Origin of the sequence: Maribacter sp. 1_2014MBL_MicDiv, assembly GCF_001865655.1 — a bacterium.
GTDB classification, from domain to species: Bacteria; Bacteroidota; Bacteroidia; order Flavobacteriales; family Flavobacteriaceae; genus Maribacter; species Maribacter dokdonensis.
The window spans coordinates 2,144,257-2,168,793 of record NZ_CP011318.1; the positions used below are offsets into that span (position 1 = coordinate 2,144,257).

The 24,537-nt window shown below is 33.2% G+C and carries 18 protein-coding genes; 9 read left to right on the forward strand and 9 right to left on the reverse strand.

What is annotated here, in order from left to right:
* Positions 1-8: 8 nt before the first annotated feature.
* On the reverse strand, positions 9-1,079 hold the full coding sequence (locus YQ22_RS09035; RefSeq protein WP_071340931.1) for a mechanosensitive ion channel family protein: 1,071 nt from the start codon (positions 1,077-1,079) through the stop codon (positions 9-11).
* 176 nt (positions 1,080-1,255) lie between these two features.
* Between YQ22_RS09035 and hemH the strand changes: the two genes are divergently transcribed.
* The 8 genes from hemH (at position 1,256) to YQ22_RS09075 (ending at position 9,840) form a co-directional block, all read left to right on the forward strand.
* Positions 1,256-2,299 carry a ferrochelatase gene (gene hemH / locus YQ22_RS09040; RefSeq protein WP_071340932.1) on the forward strand — a complete coding sequence of 348 codons (1,044 nt, stop codon included), beginning with the start codon at positions 1,256-1,258 and terminating at the stop codon, positions 2,297-2,299.
* A 29-nt stretch (positions 2,300-2,328) separates the two neighbouring features.
* The gene (locus tag YQ22_RS09045) at positions 2,329-3,102 is read left to right on the forward strand and encodes a DUF3050 domain-containing protein (RefSeq protein WP_071340933.1); all 774 of its coding nucleotides are present in this window, start codon (positions 2,329-2,331) and stop codon (positions 3,100-3,102) included.
* 50 nt (positions 3,103-3,152) lie between these two features.
* Positions 3,153-4,535, forward strand: a complete 1,383-nt coding sequence (locus YQ22_RS09050; RefSeq protein WP_071340934.1) for an MATE family efflux transporter — start codon at positions 3,153-3,155, stop codon at positions 4,533-4,535.
* A gap of 148 nt (positions 4,536-4,683) precedes the next feature.
* Positions 4,684-6,132, forward strand: coding sequence for a C1 family peptidase (locus YQ22_RS09055; RefSeq protein ID WP_156894551.1), 1,449 nt, complete (start codon positions 4,684-4,686; stop codon positions 6,130-6,132).
* 2 nt (positions 6,133-6,134) lie between these two features.
* Entirely contained in the window at positions 6,135-6,623 is a 489-nt protein-coding gene (locus YQ22_RS09060; protein WP_156894552.1) for a hypothetical protein, read from the forward strand.
* A gap of 79 nt (positions 6,624-6,702) precedes the next feature.
* The gene (locus YQ22_RS09065; protein WP_071340937.1) at positions 6,703-7,860 is read left to right on the forward strand and encodes a CHASE2 domain-containing protein; all 1,158 of its coding nucleotides are present in this window, start codon (positions 6,703-6,705) and stop codon (positions 7,858-7,860) included.
* Positions 7,833-8,627, forward strand: coding sequence for a hypothetical protein (locus YQ22_RS09070; RefSeq protein ID WP_071340938.1), 795 nt, complete (start codon positions 7,833-7,835; stop codon positions 8,625-8,627). The genes YQ22_RS09065 and YQ22_RS09070 overlap by 28 nt, the downstream gene beginning before the upstream one ends.
* Positions 8,628-8,640: 13 nt before the next feature.
* Positions 8,641-9,840: a CHASE2 domain-containing protein gene (locus tag YQ22_RS09075; RefSeq protein WP_071340939.1), complete on the forward strand. Its 1,200-nt coding sequence runs from the start codon at positions 8,641-8,643 to the stop codon at positions 9,838-9,840.
* Positions 9,841-9,846: 6 nt separating this feature from the next.
* On the opposite strand, the gene YQ22_RS09080 is transcribed toward YQ22_RS09075, so the two are convergent.
* The 7 genes from YQ22_RS09080 to YQ22_RS09110 form a co-directional block, all read right to left on the reverse strand.
* The gene (locus YQ22_RS09080; protein WP_232231380.1) at positions 9,847-10,989 is read right to left on the reverse strand and encodes a hypothetical protein; all 1,143 of its coding nucleotides are present in this window, start codon (positions 10,987-10,989) and stop codon (positions 9,847-9,849) included.
* A gap of 10 nt (positions 10,990-10,999) precedes the next feature.
* On the reverse strand, positions 11,000-11,716 hold the full coding sequence (locus YQ22_RS09085) for a hypothetical protein (protein WP_071340940.1): 717 nt from the start codon (positions 11,714-11,716) through the stop codon (positions 11,000-11,002).
* 4 nt (positions 11,717-11,720) lie between these two features.
* The gene (locus tag YQ22_RS09090; RefSeq protein WP_071340941.1) at positions 11,721-16,874 is read right to left on the reverse strand and encodes a Calx-beta domain-containing protein; all 5,154 of its coding nucleotides are present in this window, start codon (positions 16,872-16,874) and stop codon (positions 11,721-11,723) included.
* 27 nt (positions 16,875-16,901) lie between these two features.
* Complete coding sequence (locus YQ22_RS09095; RefSeq protein ID WP_071340942.1) at positions 16,902-18,308, reverse strand: DUF5723 family protein; 1,407 nt, start codon at positions 18,306-18,308, stop codon at positions 16,902-16,904.
* Positions 18,309-18,554: 246 nt separating this feature from the next.
* On the reverse strand, positions 18,555-19,964 hold the full coding sequence (locus tag YQ22_RS09100; RefSeq protein WP_071340943.1) for a DUF620 domain-containing protein: 1,410 nt from the start codon (positions 19,962-19,964) through the stop codon (positions 18,555-18,557).
* Positions 19,965-20,008: 44 nt separating this feature from the next.
* Positions 20,009-21,412, reverse strand: coding sequence for a hypothetical protein (locus tag YQ22_RS09105; protein ID WP_071340944.1), 1,404 nt, complete (start codon positions 21,410-21,412; stop codon positions 20,009-20,011).
* Entirely contained in the window at positions 21,409-22,755 is a 1,347-nt protein-coding gene (locus YQ22_RS09110) for a DUF5723 family protein (protein ID WP_071340945.1), read from the reverse strand. Before YQ22_RS09110 ends, YQ22_RS09105 begins: the two co-directional genes overlap by 4 nt.
* 153 nt (positions 22,756-22,908) lie before the next feature.
* Between YQ22_RS09110 and YQ22_RS19095 the strand changes: the two genes are divergently transcribed.
* A complete protein-coding gene (locus YQ22_RS19095; RefSeq protein ID WP_156894553.1) occupies positions 22,909-23,049 on the forward strand; it encodes a hypothetical protein in 141 nt (46 codons plus the stop codon).
* A gap of 1 nt (position 23,050) precedes the next feature.
* On the opposite strand, the gene YQ22_RS09115 is transcribed toward YQ22_RS19095, so the two are convergent.
* On the reverse strand, positions 23,051-24,355 hold the full coding sequence (locus YQ22_RS09115) for an alpha/beta hydrolase family protein (RefSeq protein WP_071340946.1): 1,305 nt from the start codon (positions 24,353-24,355) through the stop codon (positions 23,051-23,053).
* Between the last annotated feature and the right edge of the window lie 182 nt (positions 24,356-24,537).

A 24,537-nucleotide genomic window follows, 5' to 3' on the forward strand; every position in this document is an offset into this window, starting at 1 on the left:
AAGCTAAATTATGAATTGTTATTTTCATCCGTAGATTTTTCCAGCAAAACCCTGTTCTTGGCTATACTCTCAGGATAATTTTTCTGTAAAAAAGTAATGAGCTTTTCACGCACATGAACACGTAGATCCCAAGCAGTGGGAGAGTCCTTAGCGCTCATAAGGGCTCTTATTTCTACACAATTTTGTTTGCTATCGGTTACTTGAAGTACATTAACCTCTTTGTCCCATAAATCTGTACTTTTTAAAATCTTGGTCAGTTCTTCACGCAAGGCATCAAAAGGTACAGTATAGTCGGTATAAAGAAAAACGGTTCCTAAAATATCAGATGAGGTTTTGGTCCAGTTTTGAAATGGTTTTTCAATAAAATACGTGGTGGGTACGATCAACCTTCGCTTATCCCAAATTTTTACTACGACATAGGTCAATGTTATTTCCTCAATACGCCCCCATTCACCTTCTACAATGACCACATCATCAATTTTTATGGGTTGCGCAATGGCAATTTGAATACCAGCTAACACGGTACCTATCATTTTTTGTGCTGAAAAACCTATAATAATACCAGCAACACCTGCAGAGGCAAAAATACTGACACCCAGCTCACGTATACTTTCAAAGCTCATAAGAACTGCGCCAATGGCCAATATAATGATGGTAAAAATAAATATACGTTCCAGTATGTTGAACTGTGTGTAGATTTTTCGGGCTTTCAAATTATTTTCTACATGAACATCATAGTTACTGACAATTACAGTTTTTATAATCTTTAATAAATTAAGCAACAACCAGGTTAAAGATGCAATAAAGAGAATAGTACTTGTTTTCTTAAACCAATAATCATGCTCTTCTAATTGTAATAAGGTTCGAATGGACTCCGATCGCAACCAAATCGAGAATATGATCAAGAAAATGGGTCCACTAATTTTTTTGAATGCTCCGTTGGGTAATAGATATTTAGGGTCTTTACCATATTTTTTGATGAAAAAGGAAATGACCCAATAGGCAATTAGAACGCCAAGGGTAGAAGCTATAAAGAAGTAAAGTGCACTTTTTGGTACCGTATCAAAAAAAGTATTCATATATAATGGGTTATAGATCTCTATGCTCTACAACTTACTAAAACAAAATAACACTAAAAATTTATTGGCCTGTTATTAGTTTGCTTTATGGAACTATAGAAAAACTATTGTCAAAAATTAAAATATCATCTATGTTCAAGTGTTATTTTTGCATTTGAAAAATAAACACATACGCTATGAAAGGAGTTTTATTGGTTAATTTAGGTTCGCCTGATAGTCCTACCCCAAAAGATGTTAAGCCTTATTTAGATGAATTTTTAATGGATGAGCGCGTAATAGATGCGCCCAAATGGCTAAGAACAATTTTGGTAAGGGGAATTATTTTACAGACCAGACCAAAAAAATCTGCTGAGGCCTATGCTAAAATTTGGTGGGAAGAAGGTTCTCCTTTAATTGTAATCTCTGAACGATTTACCAATAAATTAAAGACAGAGACCAAAATGCCAGTTGCCTTGGGTATGCGCTATGGCACCATGACCATTAAAAACGCCATGCAAGAATTAAAGGATAAAGGTGTGGATGATGTGCTTTTAGTACCACTTTACCCTCATTATGCCATGTCTAGTTTTGAAACGGTAGTGGTAAAGGTACTTGAAGAGCAAGAAGCTTCATTTCCTGGAATGAAAATAACTACCTTGCCTGCATTCTATAAACATCCGGAGTTTATCAAGGTGTTATCGGAAAGTATTAAAGACGGACTGGAAGGCTTTGATTACGACCACGTTTTATTCTCTTACCACGGTATTCCAGAACGTCATATCCGTAAGAACGATCCAACCAGTTTTCACTGTAAAATAGACGGTACATGTTGTAATGTTAATTCCGTAGCTCATAATACCTGTTATAGACACCAAGTTTATGACACAACCAAAATGGTCAAGGAATATTTAGGGTTACAAGAAGAACAAGTGAGTACTTCTTTTCAGTCGCGTTTGGCGGGTGACCCATGGCTAAAGCCTTATACCGATTATGAGTTTGAACGATTGGCGAAAGAAGGCAAAAAGAAATTGGCTGTTATTACTCCCGCTTTCGTGAGCGATTGTCTTGAAACCTTAGAAGAAATAGCCATGGAAGGCAAAGAACAGTTTTTGGAAGCTGGTGGAGCGGACTACAAACATATACCTTGTATGAACGATAATGATGCTTGGGTAAAGGTCATGGCCAAATGGGTCAATGATTGGGAAGAGACCAATAAGTTAGATGTTGCTCCAAGCACATAAATTTTAATAACTCTAAGAAAATCACCGCTATGAAAATCGAAGAAATAGAAATCATATTAGAGCCTTTAAGAGAGCAATTAAGAAATCATGTCCTTTATAACAAATTAAAGTCTGTTGAGGATATCCAAATATTCATGGAAAGCCATGTATATGCCGTATGGGATTTTATGTCGCTCTTGAAAGCGTTACAAATTAACCTTACCTGCACAACATTACCGTGGAAACCGGTAAAGTATACAAATACCGCTCGGTTTATTAATGAGATTGTTTTAGAAGAAGAAACAGACGTAAACGAATTGGGAGCATTAAAAAGTCACTATGAAATGTACTTGGATGCTATGGTAGAAGTAGGTGCGGATACTAGTAAAATAACTGATTTCCTAAGTAAAATTGATTCGCTTGATACGGTTTTAGCAACAATTGGTAATGCCAATTTAAATGATGGCGTACAATCATTTTTGTCATTTACTTTTAAAACGATACAAACGCAAGAACCTCATAAAATTGCAGCTGCATTTACTTTTGGTAGGGAAGATTTAATACCTGATATGTTCTTGAAAATTGTAGATCAGGCTGGTAATAATGCATACCCTAAATTAGAATACTATCTTAGAAGGCATATAGAATTGGATGGGGATGAACACGGTCCGCTTTCTTTAAAAATGATTCAAGAATTGTGTGGTGATAATGAAGCCAAATGGCACGAAGTATTAGAATGTTCTGAAAAGGCATTAAAAGAGCGCATTAATTTGTGGGATCATATAGCAGATTCCATTGTTAAGAACCAAGCATCAGTAGTGTAGCGCCATTATTTCTTCTAAGAATGAAAAATTAAAAGTTAAAACTCAATGCAATGGCAAACGTTTCCGCAGAACAATTAGGAACGGAATCAATATCTAGTTTGCTTATAAAACAAGCATTGCCTGCCAGTATCGGTATTTTGGTAATGTCACTCAATGTTCTAGTAGATTCTATCTTCGTTGGTAATTGGATAGGGTCCATTGCTATTGCAGCTATAAACGTAGTTTTACCCATTTCTTTTTTTATAGGAGCTTTAGGTATGGCCATTGGTATTGGCGGTGCCAGTATTATTTCAAGGGCCTTAGGTGCAGGAAATAAAGAGAAGGCATTACGCACTTTTGGTAATCAAATTTCATTTACCATTTTGATCACCACAACAATGGTTGCCGTAGGGCTTACTTTTGTTGATACCCTAATCCCTGCATTTGGCGGTAAGGGCTCTATTTTTGAGTTGGCTAAAATCTATTATGTTATTGTACTGTATGGTGTCCCTTTCTTGGGTCTTAATATGATGGGCAATAATGTGATCCGATCGGAAGGCAAACCCAAATTTGCCATGGTCGCCATGATAATTCCGTCAATTGGGAATTTGATTTTGGATTATTTGCTTATTAACGTGATGGATTACGGTATGGAAGGGGCCGCTTGGGCCACAACCATAAGTTACTTGCTATGTTTTCTATACATCGTTTATTTTTTTCTGTCCCATAATTCAGAATTAAAACTGAGTCCAAAATATGTACGCATCAAGTTTTCAATAATCAAGGAAATAAGCTCACTTGGGATGGTGACCCTTTCTCGACAGGCTGTAGTGAGCGTAATTTATCTATTGATGAATAATATTCTTTTTGATTTGGGAGGTGAGGCAATGGTAGCGGTATATGCTATAATCGGTAGAATGTTAATGTTCGCCTTTTTTCCGGTATTCGGTGTCACACAAGGTTTTTTGCCCATTGCAGGGTTTAATTATGGTGCTGAAAAGTACGATAGGGTAAAAGAATCTATATACACCGCTATAAAATATGCGGCAATATTGGCAACAATTGTCTTCGCCGGACTCATGATTTTTCCTGCTGAAATAGCCGGACTCTTTTTAAGCCATAAACCAAATATGAGCGAATTGGAATTGGCAACCAATGCATTTGTTTTGGAGAATACCCCTTCTGCCATGCGATGGGTATTTGCCGCTACACCCATTATTGCCTTACAACTTATTGGTGCGGCATACTTTCAAGCCATAGGTAAAGCTGTGCCGGCATTGTTATTGACCTTATGCCGACAAGGGTTCTTCTTTATTCCCTTAATACTGATCCTACCAAATTTTCTAGACGAACTAGGTGTTTGGATTTCCTTCCCCATTGCAGATGTACTTGCAACTATAGTTACGGGGTATTTTTTAAGGAAAGAGGTTAATGAAACATTGATAGACCGATAGAGAAATTGATTTTAAAAGATAAATTTCTAAGGTATTTTGTTTGTTTTTGAACTTAAGGATCGCTTCTGTTGTAAATACCTAGTATTAGGTATGTTAGGTTTGCATATAAAATGTTAAATTGTTGATTGAACACATTTACATTTATGATATGAGAACACTTATTTTTATTGCGCTATTAGTTGGCTTTGTTGCAATAGGTCAAGAAAAACCGAGAACAGGTTTACTTTTCGATGATGAAGCTTATATGAAAACTCCCATTAAGGCACAAAATGTGGCTTTTCAAGATGTAGTTACGGAAACTACAAACGCATCCATCAAACAATTTGCACCAACCATAAAGAATCAAGGCGGTTATGGTACTTGTGTGGGTTGGGCAAGTGCTTATTATGGTAGAACAATTATTGAATCAAGATTAAATAATGAACTAGATACGGTAGAAATAAACAAAAATGCTTTTTCTCCTGTTTTTACGTATTTAAATGCAAATGTTGAGGGTGATTACAATTGCCAAGGTGGTGCTTTTATTGGGAAAGCAATGGAAACCATGGTAAATAAGGGCGTGCCTTATTATAAAGATTTTAATGTGATGTGCGAAACAGAAATATCTAATGATCTTTTAAAATTGGCAGAAGAACATAAAATAAAAGATTTCGCTAGGTTATTTGGATCTGATGAACCCGCTGAAGAAAAAGTAGATAATGTAAAACGTTCTTTAATAAATGGGAATCCCGTAGTAATTGGTTTTAAAGTAGAAGAATCATTTTATAGTGCAAAAACAGTATTCGAACCTGATAATTTAGGTTCGGACGGTGGTCACGCTATGTGTGTTGTAGGTTTTGATGATGACAAGTACGGTGGGTCGTTTGAAGTGATAAATAGTTGGGGGCCTTCTTGGGGTAACAATGGTTATATGTGGATTAGATATAGGGATTTTCCAAATTATACGCGGTACGCTTTTGAAATGATACCATTTCTTTCAAAACCTGAAGAGAAAAAAATGTTAGCAGGGGAATTGGAGTTATTTTTACAAGATGGCAGTCCTATGGAAATAACCAAAGGAAAAGGAACATATGAAGGTTCAGTGTTTGGTTTTCAAGATGTAGTGGTTGAAGAAGATGAAGAAAGTATTGGAGATTATGCAACTAAAGTAAGCTACCCTACAAATACCCGTTATAGGATTAATACAAAAATTGATCAGCCGGCATATGTATATGTTTTAGGTTGGGATTCTGACAATGAGGGTTCATTGCTTTTCCCTCAAAACGATTCAATTAGCTCTTATATAAATTCTGATAAAGAAGAGGTAATTATACCACCCTTGGCGAAATCAGGTAAGAGACAATTTTTTCGTTTAAATAAAGAAGTTGAATCAGATTTTACGATTGTTATTTTTTCTTTGGAAAAAATTGACTTACCGGATATTAAAAGACAATTGGAGACGATGGATGGGGAACTAATGGATAAACTCTATGTTATTTTTGATGATGAACTAATTGATAAAGAGAATATAGAGCTTAATGAAGAAAATATGGGTTTTAAGGCTGAATTTGATAAAGGTTCAATGGCAATGATGATATTGGACATAAAAAGATCCTAACTATGTTGAAGCTCCGAATTCTACTTTTAACACTGTTAGCAATTATATCCTGTAATTGCCAGAATACTGTGAAGAAAAGTCCGGTACAAAAAGAAATAATAGAGGATAAGTATGTTTTGGCATTTTTAGGAGAGAAGAATTATGAAATTTTATCTAGTGTACAAGAAGTGATAAGGTTTAAGATTAAGAAGCATTTATTAGAAGGCACTACAAATGAGTATTCAAATAAATTAATTATTCAAGATACACTAACCAATTCTAAAAGAGATGATTTAATAAAACAATTATTAAATGATACTTCTTATAATTGGACGGCAGTCACAAATACAAAAGACTTTGAGCCTACGCACCAGGTTTTATTAAAAAGTAATAATGGTCGATTGAATTTGTTAATTGACAAAGAATTTAAAAATGTTGGTTTCATCAATTTAGAAGGGCAAAAAATGGTGGTCGTAACAAAAGAATTTTCTTTGTTCTTAAGCAACATGTAAATCGAAACAAACATCTAATCCTTACAATTTGATAAAGTCTGTAATACGAAATTTACGTGGTGGAATAAGTTTTTTGTTAATGAAAGAAGCTTTTTTCTGTATGCTTTTTTCTTTCCTAATTCTAGGTGTTGTATTGTTGATTGGTCTTAATCTTAGTTTCTTTAGTCCTTTTAAAAACGCTTTTAAGGATTTTAGTTATTTAGATCTGTATCATGCGGAAAAATTAGATGATAATGATTTTCATATAAACCAGGATATTATTCTAGTTAATATAGATAGATTAAACAGAAAAGAGATTGCCGAGGTTTTAGATAAATTACAACAGTTTCAACCAAAAATCATTGGTATTGATATCATTTTTAAGGATAAAAAGGATCCTATATGGGATAATTATTTAGCGGGTAAGTTAAAGGATGAAACTTTGGTATTTGCCTATTCTATTATTGGGTCAAATGAAGTAAATACAGATTGCACACTTCATAAAATTGATGATAATAAGGGGTATGCAAACTTTAACTTTAACAAAGAGACAATAGTTATTAGAAATTTTCAAGGTGTTCGGAAATTAGAAAATAAAACTTTGACTTCCTTCCCTGTTATGATAGCGAAAAACTATATGGGAGAGAGTTGGTATTGTAATAACGAAATTTTTCTTGAAAAAGAAATTCCTATTCAATACACAGGAAGAAGGGATGAGTTTTTAATATTGGAAAGTAGGGATCTTCTTGGAAAAGAAGCAATTCCTTTTATAAAGGACAAAATTGTTTTGGTAGGGTATTTAGGAAATGAGATGGCATACAAATATGATATTGAGGATAAACATTATACTCCAATGAATCCCAAGTTTGTAGGTAAATCTCCTCCAGACACATTTGGTTTGGTCATACATGCAAATATTGTTCAAATGCTAATAGATGGTAATTATATTAAAGTAGTACCAAATTGGTTTTTGGGATTACTAACCATAGTATTGACATTTTTTTCATTAGCATACTTTATTTATTTAGGAAAGAAGCAGTTAGCCAGCTATGTATTAAGGTTGAATTTGGTTCAACTTCTGTTTACAATTTTCTTTGTTTGGCTATCATTATATTTTTTTAAAAATGGAATTTTATTTAAAATTACTACTATAACTGCGGTTGTGGTATTTAGTATGGGTTTAATAGGGTATTATAGAAAATTGGCACATTATTTATATAAAAGATTTAAATGGCAAGGTTATTTTTTTCACGATTAGTAGGTTGTATTATTTTATTTGTTTTGGGCTTTAACTACGGTTTTGCCCAAAAGAATTATTTTGTTTTTAAAAAAATGGGAAGACCTGTTTTTAACATAAACGATCCGGTTTTAAGAGGTAGTGTTTTTGATGATTCTGATGTGTTAAAACTGCATAACAAAGACACCGTTTATTTAGTTGATGAATTAGGTGAATTATTTGAGCTAAAAGAACCTAAGGAATATGAATACAGTTCAATAGTAGAATATAGAAAAAAAGAAAATATAGATTCTTTTACAAAAAAGTACTTTTCCTATGTTTGGAAACAGTTTACCAACCAACAAAAAACAAGACAAAGACCAGGCGTTGTGTACAGGGAAGACCGCAGCATAAAACTATTATCCCCTATTGATAGCGTAAAATATTATCTCCCGGATATTAAATTTATGTGGAAGAATAATACCGATAGCACTAAAGTATTTTTCCATTTAGAAGATCAGTTAACCAAGCATATCTTTAAAATAGGTCTTACTGGTAATGAAATTCATTTATATAGAGATCATTTTATTTTAGAAAATGGGCATAAATATAAATGGGCGGTTACTAAAGAACCATATCCTAATTTTAAAGAAGTTAAGTTTAATAGTTTTGAATTGTTGGATAAAGCCGTATACCTTGTATTAAAAGAGGAAATGGAAACCCTTACCATAGCTTTAAAGTTATTGGGTTTTTCTGATGAGGATATAAAAACAGCTATTTGTTTGGACTATAAATTTTGCGAAAACTGATATTGATTTACAAATGGCAAAAAATAAAAAGAAGAAAAAGAAATTAGGGAAGTGGGTATTATTCCGTGATGGGTTGATAAATACGATACTATCTTTAGTTGTTTGCTATTTGTTGTCTCTTTTGTTTTTGAATATTACCTTTTTTAACCCTATAACTAAAGCCTTACAAGATTTTAGTTTTTTAGATGTGTATTATTCTGAACGTTTAAATGCTGATCCCAACATTGAACCTAATATTTTATTGATCAACATAGAGCATAAGACCAGAAATGAAATTGGTCTAATGTTAAAGGAAGTATTGAAAGCAAAGCCTAAAGTAGTTGGATTTGATGTAGTTTTAAAGGAGTTCAGAAAGACGGCCGAAGATAGTTTACTGGCTAGCTACCTGGATAATAAAAGGGTTGTAAATTCTTTCGTGATTGATAAAGAAGAATTTATTTCGAATCATTCTTTTTTCAGTGGAAGTAATGATATTGGATTTGTGAATTTTAATCTTAATAATCAAAATTCGGTAATTAGAGAGTTTGACAGCGAAATAAAGCAGCACAACAAAATCTATAAATCATTCTCTTTACAAATTGCCAAGAAGTATTTGAATAACCATGAATGGAAAAATTTAAACATTGACAAGAAACTAAAAAATAGTAGTGTAATTAATTATAAGGGAAATCTAGAGAAATTCCTAAGTTTTTCAATTGATGAATTTATGCTTTTAAAGGATAAAAGCATAGTAGAAAATAAAATAGTTCTTGTTGGTTATTTAGGTACCCCAACTGGTAATGTTTTTGATGTTGAGGATAAACATTTTACTCCATTGAATGAAATTACTTCCGGTAAAAGTATACCAGACATGTATGGTTTGGTAATACATGCCAACATAATAGCCATGATATTGAACAACAGTTTTATGTTTGAAGTAGGTAATGGTTGGATATTTTTTCTGATGTTTTTCTTTAGCCTTTTAGCAAGTATTTATTTTATATGGCTAAGCAGACGATTAAAAATTAGTTATAGAACCGCAAGAAAAGCGGTGTTGTTTGTTTTTGCTATTTTACTAGTATGGTTTACGTTGGTTTTGTTTAAGAAAGGAATAGTCATAAAATCTGCTCCTATCATTGCGGTAACCGTATTTAGTGCCGGTTTTATAAAGTTTTATAAACATCTTGTGAGGTGGATAAATACCAAATTGAAATTTAAGTCTTATTTGAAGTAATTCATTTTATTTTAATCTCGCTGCATTTACAATTTGAGACTTAAATTCAGAATCATTATCTAATATGGCATAAAAGCTTTTTATGTAGTCTTCAGCTTTCTTATGGCTTTTTTTGTCTTCAAAATATATTTTAAGGCTTTCAATCAAATAATATATTACTGGGCGTTTGTTTATAAATAACTGTCGTACTTCTTCAAATAATGTTTCATCTCTTTTAAAGCCTCTGTACATACGTTGCTGTACATTTGAAATATCCAATTCAGTATTTTGAATATTAGAGACCACAGCATAGTTAGCATTTACCAAGCCAGACATATCAAAATCATAGGGTAAAGGTATGGTCTTACCTTCTTTGAAAATTAATTTTTGGTTGTGTTGGTACGCTGTAGAGAAATCTGTGTTGCCGATCATAAACTGAAAAAAAGCATTTGTAATTGAAGCTATTTCAGCTTGATTTAATGGGTGAACAAAACGTTTTAATACTTGGGCGCCATGTCGTTTTGCAACAATCTTATCATCTTCTATTAGTACCGCCTTTAAGTGATATGTTTTTGGTTTTCTAGATGCAAAAGCTTCTTTTTCCTCAAATAATGTTGAATGTTGAAATTCTATGGGAATAAATGCCGCTAACGGATGTATCTCAGATTTCTCACCTCTTGTGTCCTCATATTCAATAGTGGCCAAACGGGTTTTAAAATGAGTATCAGAAACTAACTCATAAATTTTATAGGCTAAATATTCTTTTAAAACATCATCATTTGCTCTAGATTGGAGTAGACATGGCAGAACTATTTTAAGTTTTTTATGACCTTCAAATGGGGTGTTGTTTGAAAATGATTTTTTGATGTTCATTTTCAATGGCGGAAAATAACAATTTGCCCTTCTAAAATTGCCACGCGCATTTAAATATACCGGTATGGTGTCCCAACTTATGTCGGTTTTGTATATTAAATCTGTGTAGACGGCATTGTTTTTATCTGTTTGTTTTTTTACCTGCTTGTTGTTGTATTGGAGTTTTAGGGGGAAGAGATTTTTGGCGTTGAATAAAATACTGTTGTTAAGTTCAGCTTGCCCAAAATTATAAGTCGTAAAAAGTAGAAAAATAACAAAATAAAATACCATTTTTTTGTTAAGTATTCCTAATTTCATGTACAAGCCATTAATTTGATAATTTTGAATATGTATCAACACTATTTGAAATCCCATTTTCCGTTTTGATAGTTTCTATCCTTACAATATAATCTCCTGTTGACAAGCTACTTTTTAAAATAATTTCTTCTTTAATGTCTGTGTCAAATCGAGTAGCCCCAAGCTGTGTGTAGTTTAATTGGGTAACATCTTCAATAGCTGTTTCAGATTCAATTTTATCACTCAACCAAACTTTGTAACTTAGATTGTCTATATCTTCATTATCATTATTCCAAGTGATTAAAAATGAATCTGTTCTATTGGCTATTAATATTTGAGATGGTAATGGTAAAATATCAAGGATAGGTTCTGATTCACTGTAAAAACTTATTTGGTTAGTGGGGATTTCTTCACCAGAGTTTAGCCTCCCAATAATTGACCATTGATAATTTTTACCCCTTTCTAAGGTAATTATCGTGTCCAGTTTTAAACCACTTACATTATAATTGGAAGTTGAATTATCATCTTCCCTTATCAATTGTATGCTAAACTCTTTGAAACCCGTCTCACTGTCTATGGACCAAGAAAACGGTATTTCTAATCGATTGTTTGTAGTAGAAATCCCTCCTTGACATAAACCATCTGGTTCAATTAGGGCAATAGAATTATTCTTAGGAATAAATTCACCCTCACAGGAGACAAAAAATAGAGTTAGTATAACGAGAATGGAAGAGTATCTAGTTTTCATAACATTAATTTTTAATCAATTTAAGGGTGTTGATAACTTTGTCCCCGGAAATAATCTTACAGAAGTAGGTTCCATCGGATAATGATTCCAAATTCACTTCCCAATTTGAGGACTTTTGATTTAATCTCTCGGAAGTAGCAACAACTTTACCGGAGGTATTGTAAAAGATGAATTTAATATTATTTGCGCTTGATAATCCATCAAATTGGACAACGCTACTTGTCGGATTTGGAAAAATCTTTAAATTGTTAAAGAAAATCTCATGATTGATTATACCTTGGCATTGAGTTTCTCCTGTAATTTGGATTGAATTTTTTCCTATTTGCAAAGGAAGGTTAAATTCATTAGGTCCATCATTTTTAAATCGACGTTGATAGCTTTTATTATTTATTAGGACTTCATAAAATTTACTTCCGGAAACTTTAAGGCTTACTTCCTTTTTTTCTGAATTAATAATAGAAGATAAAAGTTGATTATTGTCTAAATTCTCTCTTATTGTCAAATTAAAGGAAGGTGGATAAATATCATCCCTTCCTTTGGCTTGAAGTTTTACTGTATAATTACCAGCTTCAAGATCTTCGAATAAAACTAAAGGGGTAACAATTCCATTTTGTAAATCTGCTGAACCAAACTCTTGTGAATTATTAAATAATTCGACATTAAAATCAAATGGGGAATTGTTTATCATGGCAATTTTCCCCTCGCTGACCTCTGGGCATGTGGCACTATAGACAAAGGCACTTAAGTCGCTTGAAATTAGATTTTCAGTGTTTTGTTCTTTGCTGATTATATTTATTGAGCCGGATAATGTGTAATTTTCTAGATTTAAATTATAGCCAATTCCCGTTTTTAAATTTATAGTCACTGTTTCATTAGGTTCTATTTCTCCATCATCTGTAACGACCTCAATAAATATATATCCGATACTTTCATTATTTTTTATTGTAACATATTTATTCAGATTATTGGTAATGTCTGTTTTGTCATTTCCAATCCCATCATATATTCTAAAATCATCACCCTCTATCGCGAAATCCTGTTCATTTATTATTTCAAAAAATACTTTTATATCTTTAGTGGCACTAGCAGAACTATCATTTGAGAAAAGCTGTATTTCAAAAACACCGGAATTTGGGCTTCGGGTACTATCTTCATACAAAGTTTCATTTGGAACATTAAGACTAACATCATAATCACCAACGTCTTCATCGGTTATATCAATTTCTACAAAGCTATTGCTATTGTCTATAGAATAACCAAATCCATCAAGGAGTTCAATGATTACCGTTTCTGTGCCTTCAGGTTCTTCCTCTCCTAATGGTTCATTTATAGGAATAATTCTAAAGACTGCTTCAGCAGGACTAGAATTGGCATCTAAATAGATTACTCCTTTTTTAGACTTTGTGGGGATGTTTTCCTCTAAAATCTCAAAGTCATTATTAGATTCTATTCTATAATCAACACCAAAAGTGGCAGTAGAATTTTCAGTTAAAATAAAGCTGAAACTAATATCTTCTTGGTTTGTATTTTCTAGAGTATTTAATTTTATTTTCACTTCAGCAAAATCGCTAGGATCTTCCTCATTCAAGGTGGCTTTCGTGGCTTCAATACTCGCTGGAATTGCATCAATAATTTCAAAATCAAAACCTACCGTTTCATTCGAAGAATCTCTGTCTTTGGGTCCTACGTATTCATAATTTGAGTTATCAGGTGGACCAAAGGTTATTCTAAAACTCTTGGGGCTACTGTAGTCACCTTGTTCAATACGCATGTTTAAAAAATTGTCGATTTGGTCAATCTTTACAGATCTGGGAATATTTTCTAAAGTATTTGTGTTTAAGGTAAAACTGCCATCGCCGTAGTTAGCACGTGTACTTGAATTGGATGAGAATTCCGCATTAAGGATTTCAATGTTTAATAGATATGGAAGAGCGTCTTGCACTCCCTTTTCTGCATCAAAGCTGAATAGTATATCCTCCCCTTCTTCTACTTGATAGAAATAGCAACATTCTTCGCCACCAAAATCACGTCTTTGTACATTTCCAGTAAAGTCTGTTATTATATCAAATGGGCTGTTTTCATCCAATACCTTTATTAAAAAAGTATCTTGAGGATGTACTAGGTCCAAAGGCGATGTAACGGGTAAAAGAATTAAATTAAAGTAATTGGGCTCCAAATCATTTACATCTATTTCCTCAAGATAGGTAAGCTCTATTATTGCTGTTGAGTCATTGGGTTTAATAATAAAGCTTTGTGGTAGAGGATTTGGACTGATATCATTAAAATCTATTGGGTTTGTTAATTGATTATCGGTATTATCGAAATCAATAGGGATAATAATATCAGCTCCTGTAGTGTTCTTATAATAGGATTCATTAGGATATTTTAAAGCTATTTCATACTTATCTGTAATTCCGCTGTTTTCTCTACCTCCAGTGCTTGTCAATGAGGTAATAATTTGACCTTCAGTATCATTTTCAACTATAGTAAAACGCATTCTATATGGAGCAGAGGGATTTGAAGCGTTTTGAATAGAGATTAAAGATTCATCAAAACCATTTTCTTTGAATTGTATTGTAAATTCTTTGTTTGACTCAAAGATTTCGTTATCATTTAGCGCAATATTAATTTGAATTTCAAACTCATTGGATGTATCTACTGTAAAATTCAGTTCTTGGTTACTAAAGGGTAAATTGTTCCCATCACCGTCAACTAATTGAATATTGTCCTCTGTAATACCAGAAACACTCCAAGGCAAGCTAAAAGGAAAACCATTGGCACCTTCGGAAGAGAAATCATTTAGGGTTATTTCCAAACTAGATCCTTCAACAATTTCAAAAAGTTCAACAGGGAAGTCACCATCTAAATCATACCCAAGGCTAGTAGCACCAAGCACTTTAGTGTCTAATGTCAATGACGGAGGCTCACTCGAGATATTATCCTTTATGGTCACTTCAAAACTTGTAAGTCCATCGATGGTAAACAATGAAGAGTCCGGTGATGAAATGGTAATCGTATAGGTTTCATCACCTTCCATTTCACCATCATCAAACGCCGTTACAGATATACTGCCATCAGGATTTATAGCACTCACTGTAAATGGACTATTTGGTATGGTAGTTTCGTTTCCATTGAATCTAAAGTCTGTTACGTTAGAATTCCCGTTTAAAGAAAAATCTATTATTGGAGTATATTGAGTTCCATCTGGAGCCGAGCTATTTGCTTCGAAATTTAGGGTAAAAGTATTTCCTTCAGTTATTTCGTAATCACTTCCATTTACAATGATATCTCCACCTAATGAGCTAATTACAGTAAAAGTAGTATCAGCATCCTCTATGGTAGGCATAACAGTAGTATTCTGAATTTGAATACGATTTGGGTCAATATCACCTGCATAGGACACGGTTGCAATAAAGTCTTCTGTACCTTCAAGATTAAATTCATCGGTTAAAACAGAAATATCGAATTCAATTGAAGATGCACCATTTGGTAATTGAATAGTAGTGTTTTCTAATTCAAAATCGGTACCGTTGGTAGCGCTACCATTTTGTAGTGTAATATTAAAAGGCATATCAGCACCCGTATGGTTTTCTAAACTTGAAACTATACGTAACCTTACATCTTGGCTTCCTTCAATACCGTTGTTGACTATTTCTAAATTTACATTAGTTATTTCATTATCTATTATGCGTACAGGCAATTGAACAATACCATCTACTGAATTTTTTAAAGTAATGTTGGTATCCGTACTACTTATTTCGATAAGGAAATATTCATCACCTTCAAAAATTCCATCTCCACTAATATCAATTATTTCAGAGCCGTCTTGTCCTCCTATAGTTGTTGTAGCGTTTACTTGTCTATCGGTAATTAGTTCAAAATCGATTTCGTTGGTTGTAGTATTACCTCCCGTAGCCGTATTATTGATTGGGTGTTCCAAAGTGCTGAATTCAAAATTGTATGTAGCAAGTGAACTAGGGGGGAGTTCATTACCATTTTCATCTTCTAAATTATAGTTTAAATAAATTTCATTAGTACCAGCTGTTATAACGTAATTTCCTTCAAGATCTAATGTTTGTTCAGGTGATATTGAAAAGGAAACAATTTTATTTAAGGCGTTACAATTTGTAGAATAAGATGCGTTATTGTCTTTTTGCCAATCTGCTTTGTTTTCAGCATCTGAAACATTATCTACTTGTAAACAGTTCAAATTAGGATTAGACGTAGCGTATAGGGTAGTTAATATGCCATTATTATTATTATTTAGATTTAAAAAAGAAAGGTTATCATTAGAATATACATTTACAAATACTAAATTTGGGTTGTTGCTCAAATCAATGTTGGAAATTAGACTATTGTTAATTGCCACTACATCCAAATTGCTGTTTTGAGAGAGGTCTAATTGTGTTATCAGAGTTCCTTCAATTACAAAGGAGTTTAAAAGTATGTTGTTCTGAAGATTCAAAGTTGTTAGTGGATTTCCACCTACCCTTAAATTGGTTAGGTTGGTGTTTTGGGTTATATCCAGGATGTTTAAAGAACAATTGGTGATGTCTAAGGTTATAAGTTCTGTTAGAGTCTCTAAGCTTGTTATCGAAGTCAAATTTGAATTTTCTTCAAGACTTAAGGTCTTAATTTTGTTTGTTTCACCCAATAACAAAGTGCCAAAGCTATTTCCTCTTAAGTATAAATGTTCAACGTTGGGTATACCTCCAAAACTTATGGCTGATCCGGCATTACCAAAATTATTGTTTTCAAGAAAAAGCGCAGTAACGTTTACTAAAAATGAACCGGAAGGAGGATTATTCTGAAATCTAATTGATTTTCCGGCTAAATTGCAATTGTTGGCTCTAATTTCTGTTAAGCTGGTATTTTGTAGTTCAAGTTTATCTAAATTATTTCCACTTACATTTAAAATCTCTAGAGAAGAGAAAAATTCTAGTCCGCTTAAATCAATAATGCTGGAATTAGATATGTCCAGATTTGTAATGCTAATAATATCAGTTGTTAGTATTCGCCCATCTACTGGTGCTCCTTCTGAATCTATCCCCAAAGAAATTAGGGCAAGCTCAAAGTTTGAGTCTGGGATTGATGTGTATTGACCATACCCTATATAACAACCCAAAATGCAAAGGGTAACAAATAATTTTTTCTTCATTTTTTAATAGTTTAGACGCTGTAACTTTTATCTAAAAACATCTTGAAACAACGGTAGGTTAAGCCCAAAATACAAATGCTTCACTTTGCCATCCATAATCAAATTGCTCAATGCGGCGGATCCAATTGTAATTGGTCCAAAGCGGACACCAATACCTGCAGAAACATCACTTGAATTTTGTTCATAAGTAATTGGTAAATACACACTAAATTTTTGAGTTTCGTATCTTGGCGTAAGTGTAATAAGGTCTAGTCTAGAATTGGTAAATAGGTCTTCTTGTTTGGTTAAAGATTTTATGTAATTAAGATTTATATAGTAGTTTTTATTATTGAATAGTATATAATCTACACCTATATTTAAAGAGCGGGGCAGTGCAAAAGTGACTTCGCCCTGTTTCAGGTTTGAAGTGACATCAGATTTTTGTTTTATGGCTTCCACTAATCCATTATCAGTAATCTCATTTTTTTCAATGGAAGTTGGAGCATTAGAAAATAAACTATCTTTTTCTATACTTGATTTATATTTTATACTCCCAATATCCAGAATAGAAGCGCTTATTTTTAGTTTGTATGTGTTTACAGCTCCTGCGTTACTTCTTACATCTACGCGGTTGGTTTCTCTTGGTCGCCATTCATAAACAAAGCCAATGTCACCACCGTAACCAGAACCATTATTCTCAAAATTCCCGAATGCATTAGAATAAAATTTTTCTGGATTGTTCTGTTGATTACTCTCTCCGGTGGTATTTAAATATGATAGGTCTATAGAATTAAAATTTACTTCTCCAATATTACCTATGGTATAATTGCCAGCTAACGTACCTCTTGCTTCAACGGCTTTGTTTCCCATTAAATATTTTGCGGTACCTCCAATTTTAATAAAATGATAATTTGAGTTTAATAAAACAAATGCATAGTTTAATCCAATTTCTTTCCATTGCTGAGTGGTATTTTTGAAAACGGAATTGAATTCGCCCCCTTCTGTATCTTCAAAACCATTGTTTAAATCGGCTAATAATTGACCGTTGAAATTAAAAAAATCAGAAAAATTTCTTGATCTGATAATTAACCCTACTGCATGATTATCGTTAATATTATATAAAATAGATGGCAACATTACGTCAGAATCTGAAACCATAAAATTTGAGTTCAATGAATTACTATTATGTTCTTCAAAATTTACTCCGTTAAATCCATTTGGGTTACCCTCAATATTGAAGTAATCAATGGTACCAAAATCTGCAATGCCCAGTTGATTGTATGAGATTGCATTTATGTGCCACCTATATTTTGATTGAGCAGTATTTGCAGGATTGGTTACTGATCCATAGATTCCAGTATAATTGTCAAAACTAAACCCATGACCTATTTGAGAATAAATACTGACTGGTATTATTAATATAAATAGAATAATCTGTAATGGATTGATTCTCATTTTGTTGCGGTTGGTTTGGTGGTTTTTTATTACGTGGGGGATTTTTTAAAAGTATTAAAAGAAATTAATCCATATTATAATTTTGATTTGATTTCATCGAATAAATTGTGATTTTACCGATTAAATCAAATATAGACTTGATTTAAATAGTAGAAAATACCTTTTAATGGGTATTTTATTGATTATTTCCTGTTGGTCAGCCTGTTATAGTGACTGAAAAATATAAGAGTATTTAAATTTCTCTTTCTATTTTAGGGGAGTAGTAATCAATTTAATATTAGATAATTCTCTTTCTTGGTAAATGGTTCTATCTTCTTTAGGAAGATCACTTTCTAAAATGGTTATGGTTTTCTTAATTTTATATGGAAGTAAAATTTGCTCTACGGTTTGATATTCATTTATGATTGATTCTGTTTTTCTAGTCAAAGATGATTTTATTTGACCACGCTTATAGAACGATATTTTTTCTGTTTCTTCAATTGCGTTCAATAACCCTGTGTAAGTACTATAATAGTGTCTTTTGGTCAAAATAATACGTTTCCCTCGTTTATTTAAATTACCAATTTCAGTAGTTACTTGAGGGAACTCAATGGTAAAACACTCTTCATCATTAATAATTTTTCGTCTTCTATAATCTGTTATTTCAGGATTTGATATCCATGAAAAATCATCAAAATAATAAAATATACTAGGTCTTATTTTTTGTTTAAAATCATAGGTATCTTGATTTGCTGTTGTACCTATTTTTGGAGCTCCTTGATTCCATTTTTCTTCGTCTAAATACTTATAGGAAAGAGAGTCGCTATTCACAATTAGATATTCTTCCGGATCACTAAAATTTCTAGAAATGACTCTTGTTTTGTTAGAACTAAGCTCATATTCATATGCATATTCCTTTGGTTTTTGCCCTAGCCTAGTTCCAATTTTTTCGGTGATTACTTCTTTAAACTGAATCTGTTTTACCTGCCCCATATTTTTAAGACCTCCCATACTTTTAAAATAGCGGGTAAATATAAGTTCTGGGTTTATATCCCGATCCGAAGTGTTTTCATTTAAAACAATGTTTTTAGTAGGATTATTAACGTTCATCCAACCGGTTTTTACAGCTTCAAGGCGTTTGGCTTTTCCAGGGTGTGTTCTACTGTCTTCTATAAGCGTATAATTATCGAACATACTTTGAGCTTCTTCTAAAGTGCTTCCCATCATAGCCATAGTTTTGCCAGCAAAACGATCAGCATCAATTTCCCATCTTGGATTACTGCCTTTTTTGTTTAATGCATGGTATAGTAAAAAATGGCCCACTTCATGTGCCAAAACGCCAATTGAGGCCCAATCTGTTTTGGATGATTTATCCATGCTATTTAACCATTTTGGATCGTAAAGTATATACGGCTGTGAATTGCCGCTTTTATCTTGCTCTATTGTTGCTATTGCATTGTTTATCTTGGCACATTTTCTTAGCTTAAACACTTTCTTTAATTGCATTTGTGCCATCATTTGATTTACAATTAGTTCAGCTTCTGGGTCGGCCATTTCACTTTGATAGCCAAAACAGAGTTCATCTATATCTTCGGTTACTATATCTTGTTGAAAACCTTGTGCATTTAAATCAATAGCCAGAAATACTATAAATATGATGGTGCCTAGTTGTTTCATTTATAAGCGTTTGTCTCTACAAAATAAGATTTTTTTATTAATTGTTAATCCTTGACATAATATTCAGTATAACTTTCTTCCACAATACCATCACCATTGTTATCTTCTTCATCAAATATTATGGTTAACTCCGTATTGGTAACGGTAAAGCGTTCAATAGAAATAATTTCTCCATTTGGGTAGATGTTTTGCTCTACAATCACACCGTTTTCTAAATATTCGTAAGACTGTGCCACTAATACCAGGGTGTTTGTTGAAGTATCATAACTCCAATTTCCGCTTTCTATTTCTACAATGGTATCGGCGGGCCCTTCCAGTCCTTGTTGCTTATCCAACTCAGTTAATGAGCTAACAAATGTTCCATCTAGTTTAAACTCTAAAGTTAACTCTGTTATCGTGGAACAAGAATTTTCATTAGGTACATCATCACAGTATTCTATATTAAGTTCTACAATTTCTAAGTCATCTTCAGACAATTCTTCGTACTTAGCAAAATTCCATACCCCAATAAGTTCATCGTTTCCTCCAAGATTTTCATCTATAACGTCTAAAAGAACCTGTTCTGCTTGTAAAATCACATCTGCTCCAATCTGTGATTTTAAAGTTTCTGCCTTGCTTATTAAACTTTGAATATCCATAATGCTAGAATTAATACAGTCACTAATGTTACCATCTGTAGCACAAGATGCTAGCGCTGTTATTTCAGGTAGTACAAGTGACTGATTTGAAAGTTGGGTGCAATACGCATCTTCAAGAACAGATAGATTACAACACGGGAACATATCTCTATAAATATCGTTGCATTCTTTGGCGGTTAAGTTTAAAGCTTGAAACTTAATATGGTTATCTTCCTTTATTTTACACCAGCTATCTAAAGCCCAGGTTTTACCGTTTGCCATTGAAAGTAATGGAGTTTGTAACTTTGAACAGTCCGCTTCTTTTTTTGTTAGTATAGACTTGTTGGTAAATGACGTGTCAGAAACATCAATATCTTCTATAAATACAGTCTCCTGGTTTACTTGCATAATTGCAATATCAAGATTGGTGTTTTCATCTTTAAAATTATACATGACCAATACATTTTCAGATGTATACATCTTTGATGGTAAACCTGTTTCCGAGTTTATTTCTATAATAGTACTGTTTTCGCCATCTGATAAGATTATTTGTTCAAATACACCGTCTAAATCTTGGTCTATTGTCGTAGCTATTGCACCGTTTTGATTAAATAATACGTAAGGAGTTTTTGCATCATTGGTCTCCATTATAGCTGTACCATTGAATAAAAGTTCAGCTCCACTTGGCGTTTCTGGAGTAGATGGTTCCGTTGGCGTTTCTATGGACTCTTCTGTGTCTTCTTTTAAAGGCTCAACATAATTGCCGTCATCTGGTGAAGAGCAAGCTAAAGTAATACTTAACAGAAAGATGCATATTAATGATTTGTTCATAATTGAGAGGTTTTAATTTTTCTTTTATGGAATTTGGATATTTTAAGACCAACATAGACATTTGCTAAGTTTGCCTGTTTGGAAATGTTACTGAAAATAGTGCCTGAACCAACGAACAAAGGGCCTAGTCTAATACCGGCACCTAAAGCTGTTTTTCCTAAGTTACCGGTAGAAACCGGTAGGTACGCACCAAAAATGCGTGTTTCATATCTAGGTGTAAAGGTGATAAGGTTTATACGGTTGTTATTGAAATAGGCATTTTTTTCTACTAAATTTTGATTTACATTTAGGTTTAAATAAAACTTGTTGTGAAGATTATAATCAATATTTAAATGCATAGAGGTAGGTAGTGATACTTTAAAGCTTTCATTGTATTTGTTCTGTGATGCATTATTGTCTAATGTTTCTATAAAATCTTCCTCTAGTTCTTGGGCACTTACGTTTCCATTTATAATGTAGTCTGTAATTTGACCGTTGTCGTGGGCAATACTACCAATATCTATAATTGATAACCCAATTTTAAGCTTGTATTGGTTAAAACCTCTTGGATTATTAGCATTGGAATCTGCTATCGATGAATTAGACCTGTATTCGTACACAAAACCAAAATCGGCACCTATCCCCGATGAAAGCTCATTAAAGTAATCGACTGAGTCTTGTTCGTCACTATAGCTAATAGCGTAAGTAAAATCACCTGTTAATGCTACTTGATTATTTGTGTTGTCGTAATTTCCAGCCAACGAGTTTGATATGCCTTGTACTGTTCCTCCGCCAATAAGATATTTTATGGTTGTGCCACCTTTAAAAAGGTTGTGGGTGTTACTGAATAATACTCTACCATATGAAATTCCTATTTCTGCCCAGGCATGTGTTGTAAAATCTAAATTTTCTTGTTGAAAATTAAAATTGTTAGCTGGAAAGCCTTCATAGATACCCTCAAATAATTCCCCATTTACATTATTGAAATTACTCTCTATTCTTAATCTTGAAATTAATCCAACACTACTTTTTTCATTCAATGAAAAAATAAATGAAGGACCTAAAATTTCAGCATTAAAAACAATTTCATTTTTGTTAGAAGGAAATTTTTCAAAACCCTCAAAGCCGTCATCACCAAGAATTTTATTAAGGTTATTTAAGGTTAGGTTAGCGTAATCTGTTGCCAATATGCTTCCTACAGAAAGTACACTTACTTCCGATTTTGTTCTGGAATCAGCAAGAGCGCCTGGGTTGTTTAATATTGCATGAATCCCACTGTAGTTATCGGTATCATACCCTACGTAGTTTTGGCTAAGTGCTATTTCACTTGCGAAGACAGTTAAAAGGATTAAGAAGTTTCTCATAATAATTTTAGATTAAACGATAATGTCGATTAATGCCAAAACTATCTGATATTCAAATATGTTAAAATACTCGATTACGGGTATTTTAATAAGGTAGTAAACCTTTTTCAGATTATTCCGTAAGTAGCGTTAGAAACGCTAAAGAATACGAATATGATTTTTATTTTATCACAATTAATTGCGGTTGCCATATTTCTATTGGTATGGAAATTGAAAGAGTTGATTTCCAATCAAAACACATATATGAAGCTGCTAAAGGAAGAAGTTCCTAAAGCAGCTAAATTGAGAAATTAGGTTAGTTTGCAGGTTGTGCATGTAACAACTCCATTCCGGTAGATGACCTAGGTTTAAAACCTGTCCAGTCTTTTTCGTTGGAATCTTCCTGAACTTCTAAAAACTTGGTGTTGTCTTGGTTTTTTAAATGCTTACCTATGAAGGCAGTTACAAAATGCTGATTTATATTATTCATTTTGCGCTGATCCCAAGATGGCTCTGCGTATCTGTAATATTCATCTATATGTAGACCTGGTGCCAAAGCTTCTGCTGGTGGTGGGTTAGGGGCTACATTATGTCTTGCATTCATATAGGTAAGCAAATAACGGTCGGTATTTACTGCACCCTCGTATATGGCTTTAATTCCCTTTTCATAACCAGAGATATCATCTTGGCTGCCGGCAATAAAGAAAGTAGGGGTTTTTAATCCTTTTAATCCTTCGGTATCCCAAACACCACGTTCCATTCCCCATGGTGCAAATGCTACGATTGCCTTAATTCTAGCATCGGTCATTTTTTCGTATGCAGCATTTCCGGCTGTATGTACTGAGATTGCAGTGCTGCCACCGGTCATTCCTGTAAAGAATTGTGCCAGACCAGCGCTATAACCGGCCCCGCCAACATTTAATACGCCGTAGCCTCCCATGGAGTACCCTATAATTGCGGTATTGTTAGCGTCTACTACACCTTCTAAATTATTTTTAGAGCCTTTTGCACCCATTTTTTCCATTTCATTGATTACAAAACGAATATCCTTTGGTCTATTCAATAATGTGCTTTGAAATGCATTGGCGTCTTTGAAAGTAGAATCGGTATGATCTATGGCGGCAACGATATACCCTTTAGATGCGAGGTTTTCGGTTAAATAGGTCATTAAGTATCTAGAGCCAACATAACCGTGAGAAACAACAACCAAAGGAAATTTATTTCCGGTCTTTGGTGTGGCATCTCTGTATGCGCGTCCCTTAAAGGTAAATGGAGTTAAAGGTCTTAACGAATCTCCCCTAGTCCCCATGACTTCATCATATACAACGGTTTTAGCATCGTCGCCTACATTGGCGGGATACCAAACTTCCATCGTAATTGGTCTGTCATACGTTGGGTCGTTACCTTCTTTTGAATTTAAAATATCTACTTGGTTGGGGTTAACAAGGTTTACCGTCTTTACACCTACCTTATATTCCCCTCTGGCACTTAGTTCTGGTGCATCTGGTAATTGGTCTCCGTAAAGAAAATCATTGGTTTGGGCATTAACCGTATTTATTGTCAATCCGTTGAATAGAATGGCAATTAACGATGCCGAAAATAATAGTGTTTTAAATTTCATAATTGTTAGTTTGTTGCTCTAAATATAAGAATACTTTAATTGCTCGCATATTTTATTGTTAATGTTATAGAACTGATTTTTTTTACTTTCTGGGAATACTTAATTATTTAAATAGGAATAGTTACCCTTCTTTTTGAAGATTGAATTTGTAAATGCCTAGTAAATTTTCATTTTGATAATAA